Source organism: Buchnera aphidicola (Lipaphis pseudobrassicae), from assembly GCF_005081185.1.
Taxonomy (GTDB): Bacteria; Pseudomonadota; Gammaproteobacteria; order Enterobacterales; family Enterobacteriaceae; genus Buchnera; species Buchnera aphidicola_AD.
Genome location: NZ_CP034870.1, coordinates 596,510 through 600,962, shown reverse-complemented (window position 1 = coordinate 600,962; position 4,453 = coordinate 596,510). Strand labels below are relative to the sequence as shown.

Here is a 4,453-nt window from a genome sequence, read left to right as displayed (position 1 = left end):
TTCATTATCTCCAAAAAATATTTTAGAACAACGTCGTATTAATGCAATACGAAGTCATGTGAAAAATACAGAGAGAGAATGAACATGAACAAGATTATTATTTGTTTTTTGAGTATATTATTTTTTTTTGCATCTTCTTCTTTTTTTATTGTTAAAGAAGGAGAACGTGGTATTGTTTTAAAATTCGGAAAAGTTTTACGAAATAGTGATCAAAAAACTGTAGTATATAATCCTGGACTACATTTTAAATTTCCTTTTCTAGAAACAGTTAAAATGTTAGATGGACGCATTCATACTATGGACAATCAAGCTGATCGTTTTGTTACAAAAGAAAAAAAAGATTTGATTGTTGATTCGTATATAAAATGGCGTATTAATGATTTTAGTCGATACTATCTTGCAACAGGAGGAGGTGATATATTTCAAGCGGAAGTTTTATTAAAAAGAAAATTTAGTGATCGGTTACGTTCTGAGATCGGTTGTCTTAATGTAAAAGAAATTGTTACTGATTCTAGAGGAAGGTTAACAACAGATGTACTTAATTCTTTAAATAAAGGAACTATGCATTTAGAAAAAAAATCATCAATTAATGTCAATAGTATGAATGCCTTAGGTATAGAAGTTGTAGATGTGCGCATTAAACAAATTAATTTACCTTTTGAAGTATCTGATGCTATATATAATCGAATGAGAGCTGAAAGAGAAGCTGTTGCTAGAAGTCAACGTTCTCAAGGACAAGAACAAGCTGAAAAATTACGAGCAACAGCAGATTATAAAGTATCTATAATACTTGCAGAAGCAAAAAAACAAGCTTTGATTATTAAAGGACAAGGAGAAGCTGAAGTAACAAAATTATTTGCACAAAATTTTAAAAAAGAACCTTATTTTTATTTTTTTGTTCGCAGCTTACATGCTTATGAAAATAGTTTTAAGAATAATGGTAATATTATGTTAATTCAATCAGATGGTGATTTTTTTAAATATATAAATAATATGATTAAAATCAAATAAAATTTTTATTTAATATAAAGAGTTAAAAAATACACTAGGTACAATTAAAAATGAATAAAAATATTGTAATATTAGGGACACAATGGGGTGATGAAGGAAAAGGTAAAATAGTAGATTGCATAACTAAAAATGCTTCATATGTTGTACGATGTCAAGGAGGACACAATGCGGGTCATACTTTAGTTGTAAATGGAAAAAAAATTATTCTTCATTTAATTCCATCTGGATTATTACATAACGATGTTATTGGAATCATTGCGAATGGTGTAGTCATATCTCCATTCGATTTAATAAAAGAAATAAAAATGTTAGAAGCACATGATATCTTTGCAAAAAAACGTTTATTTATTTCTAATGAAGCACCATTAATCTTGAAATATCATATTGAAATGGATATTGCTCGTGAAAAAAAGTTAGGAACTAGGGCAATTGGAACTACTGGAAGAGGTATTGGACCGGCATATGAGGATAAAATTGCACGTCGGGGTTTGCGTGTTAAAGATTTACAAAATGAAACAAAATTATCAATGCGTTTAGAAGAAATAGTAGATTATTATAATCATCAGTTAGTTTCTTTTTATAAGCATAAATCTGTTGATTATAAAATAATTTTAAAAAATTTATTACCAGCAATAGATGTAATTCAAGATATGATTCAAGATACAACTCAAATATTACATCAAGCGATTAAAGATAATAAAAAAATTGTTTTTGAAGGTGCTCAAGGTAGTTTTTTAGATATTGATCATGGTACATATCCATATGTTACTTCTTCTAACACTACGATTGGAGGTATTATTTCTGGAACTGGAGTAGGACCTAAACATTTAAATTGTATAATTGGTGTGACTAAAGCATACTCTACAAGAGTAGGAAATGGCCCTTTTCCTACTGAATTATTTGATGTAATAGACGATCATTTATCAAAAAAAGGTCATGAATTTGGTTCTACAACAGGAAGAAAAAGACGTACTGGATGGTTAGATGTAGTATCTTTATGTAGAGCTATAAAAATTAATTCTTTATCTAGTTTATGTATAACAAAATTAGATGTATTAGATGGTTTAGATGAAATAAAAATTTGCACATCTTACAAAAATACTAATACTATAAAAAATATATTATATCCTAACACAATAAATGATTGGAAAAATATAATACCAGTATATGAAACTTTTCCAGGATGGAAAGAAAAAACTTTAGGTATTAAAAAATTAGAAGATTTACCTGAACAAGCTAAAAATTATATAAAACGAATAGAAGAAATAACTAAAATTTCTATTGATATTATTTCTACTGGTCCTGAACGATCCGATATGATTTTAGTAAAAAATATTTTTAGTTAAAGGTCTATTTCAAAATCATTTTATTTTATACATTGCAATTTTTTAACATTAATAATTCACTAAATTAAAAAATAGAATTTATTAAAAAAATTTGGTAATTGATATATATTATAAAATAATATACAACGGAGAAGTGATATGGTAGTAGATCCCTACCAAAAAAGAGAAGCTAGCAAATATAAAAATCCTATTCCAAGTCGAGAATATATCGCTTCATGGCTTAAAAAATGTAATACCTTAACCAGTCAAAAACATTTAGAGAGAAAATTTGGTATTAATCATAAAACAGAAAAAACAGCATTGCGTAGAAGATTAAAAGCAATGGAGCAAGATGGTCAAATTATATATACTCGAAATCGTTTTTATATCACTCCTGAAAATTTAAAAATTGTGAAAGGAAAAGTTATAGGTCATAAGGATGGATATGGTTTTCTTAGAACAGAAACATTAAAAGAAGATCTTTGGCTTTCTTCAGAGCAAATGAAATTATGTATTCATGGAGATGTAATTTTAGCTCAAATTTTAAAATCTAATAGAAATAGACGAAATTCAGCTAGATTTTTAAAATTATTACAACCTAATAACACGTTAATTGTTGGTAGATATTATACTCATGAATCTAATAAAATTGTCATCCCGAATGATACTCGGTTTAATTTTAAGATTTTTATTTTTTCTTCTATTCAAGAAAATATTTCAATAGGATCTATTGTAGTTGTAAAATTAAAACAATATTTTAGGAGAAAAAATAAAATACAAGGATTAATAGTAGAAGTTCTTGGAAAAAAAATGAATACTAACTTGGCTATAGATATAGCACTAAGAACTCATTCTATTCCCTCATCATGGTCAACGGAAGTAAAAGAACAAGTAGATAAGATTAGCCATCAAATATATTCATCTGATATAAAAAAACGAATAGATTTAAGACACCTCCCTTTTTTTACTATTGATGATGAAGACGCCCGAGATTTTGATGATGCTATTTTTTGTAAAAAAAAAATAGATTTAGAAAAAGGATGGGTTTTGTGGGTAGCAATTGCAGACGTAAGTTATTATGTTAAACCTAATACTGCTTTAGATAAAGCTGCTTTTGAAAGAGGTACATCTATATATTTTCCTTCCTTAGTTATACCTATGTTGCCAGAAAAAATTTCTACAGAATTATGTTCTTTGAAGCCTTATGAAGAACGTTTATGTTTAATTTGCGAAATGAACTTATCTAACAAAGGAGAATTAATTAGTTATAAGCATTATGAGGCTATTATATGTTCTCATGGTCGATTTACATATAATGAAATTTTTAAAATTTGGAATGGTGATATTTTTTTATGTATTAAATACAAAAAATTTTTAAAAGATATTAAAAATTTATTAAATTTACAAAAAATTTTAAATAAATTTGATTATTCTAAAAAAGGTATTTATTTCGAAAATATAGAACCGAGATTTGTTTTAGATTCTAACTTACAAATTCAAAATATTTATCAAAATGTTCGAAATGATGCACATAAGTTTATTGAATCATGTATGATACTAGCTAATATAGCTTCTGCTTCTTTTGTAGAAAAATATCAATATCCTGTTTTGTTTCGAAATCATGATCGTCCAAAAAAAGAAAATATTATTAGTTTTCGTTTATTTTTAAAAAAATTAGGACTAACTTTGTCAGGAGGTGAAAATCCAGATTCTATTTATTATTCAGATCTATTAAAACACATTTGTAATCGACCTGAATATGAAACAATTCAAATAATTTTATTGCGTTCTATGAAACAAGCTGTATATTCTCCGGAAAATTGTGGGCATTTTGGTTTATCTTTATCTAGTTACGTGCATTTTACTTCTCCTATTAGACGTTATCCTGATCTTATGTTACATAGAATTATTAAATTTTTATTATTGAAAAACAAGAAAGATACATCTTCAAGTAGACATAATAGTAGTAATATTTATTCATATACTATAAATGAAATAAAAAAAATAGGAATTCATTGTTCTATGACTGAAAGACGTGCAGATGAAGCAAGTCGAGATGTAATCGATTGGTTAAAGTGTGATTTTATGCATAAAAAAATAGGTAATATACTGACAGG

Annotated in this window: 3 protein-coding genes; all 3 read left to right on the top strand. The window is 26.6% G+C overall.

Annotation, left to right across the window (positions count from 1 at the left end; genetic code table 11):
* The first annotated feature begins 84 nt into the window (after positions 1–84).
* Positions 85–1,011, top strand: coding sequence for a protease modulator HflC (hflC, locus tag D9V70_RS02925; protein WP_158356229.1), 927 nt, complete (start codon positions 85–87; stop codon positions 1,009–1,011).
* Positions 1,012–1,061: 50 nt separating this feature from the next.
* Positions 1,062–2,357 (top strand): adenylosuccinate synthase, encoded by a 1,296-nt coding sequence (locus tag D9V70_RS02920; RefSeq protein WP_158356228.1) that lies wholly within the window; start codon positions 1,062–1,064, stop codon positions 2,355–2,357.
* A gap of 138 nt (positions 2,358–2,495) precedes the next feature.
* The coding region (gene rnr, locus D9V70_RS02915) for a ribonuclease R (RefSeq protein ID WP_158356300.1) at positions 2,496–4,453 on the top strand (1,958 nt) is incomplete at its 3' end.

Coding starts and splice junctions, on each gene's coding strand:
- hflC (WP_158356229.1), top strand. CDS start 85: ATGAACAAGATTATTATTTGTTTTTTGAGTATATTATTTTTTTTTGCA.
- D9V70_RS02920 (WP_158356228.1), top strand. CDS start 1,062: ATGAATAAAAATATTGTAATATTAGGGACACAATGGGGTGATGAAGGA.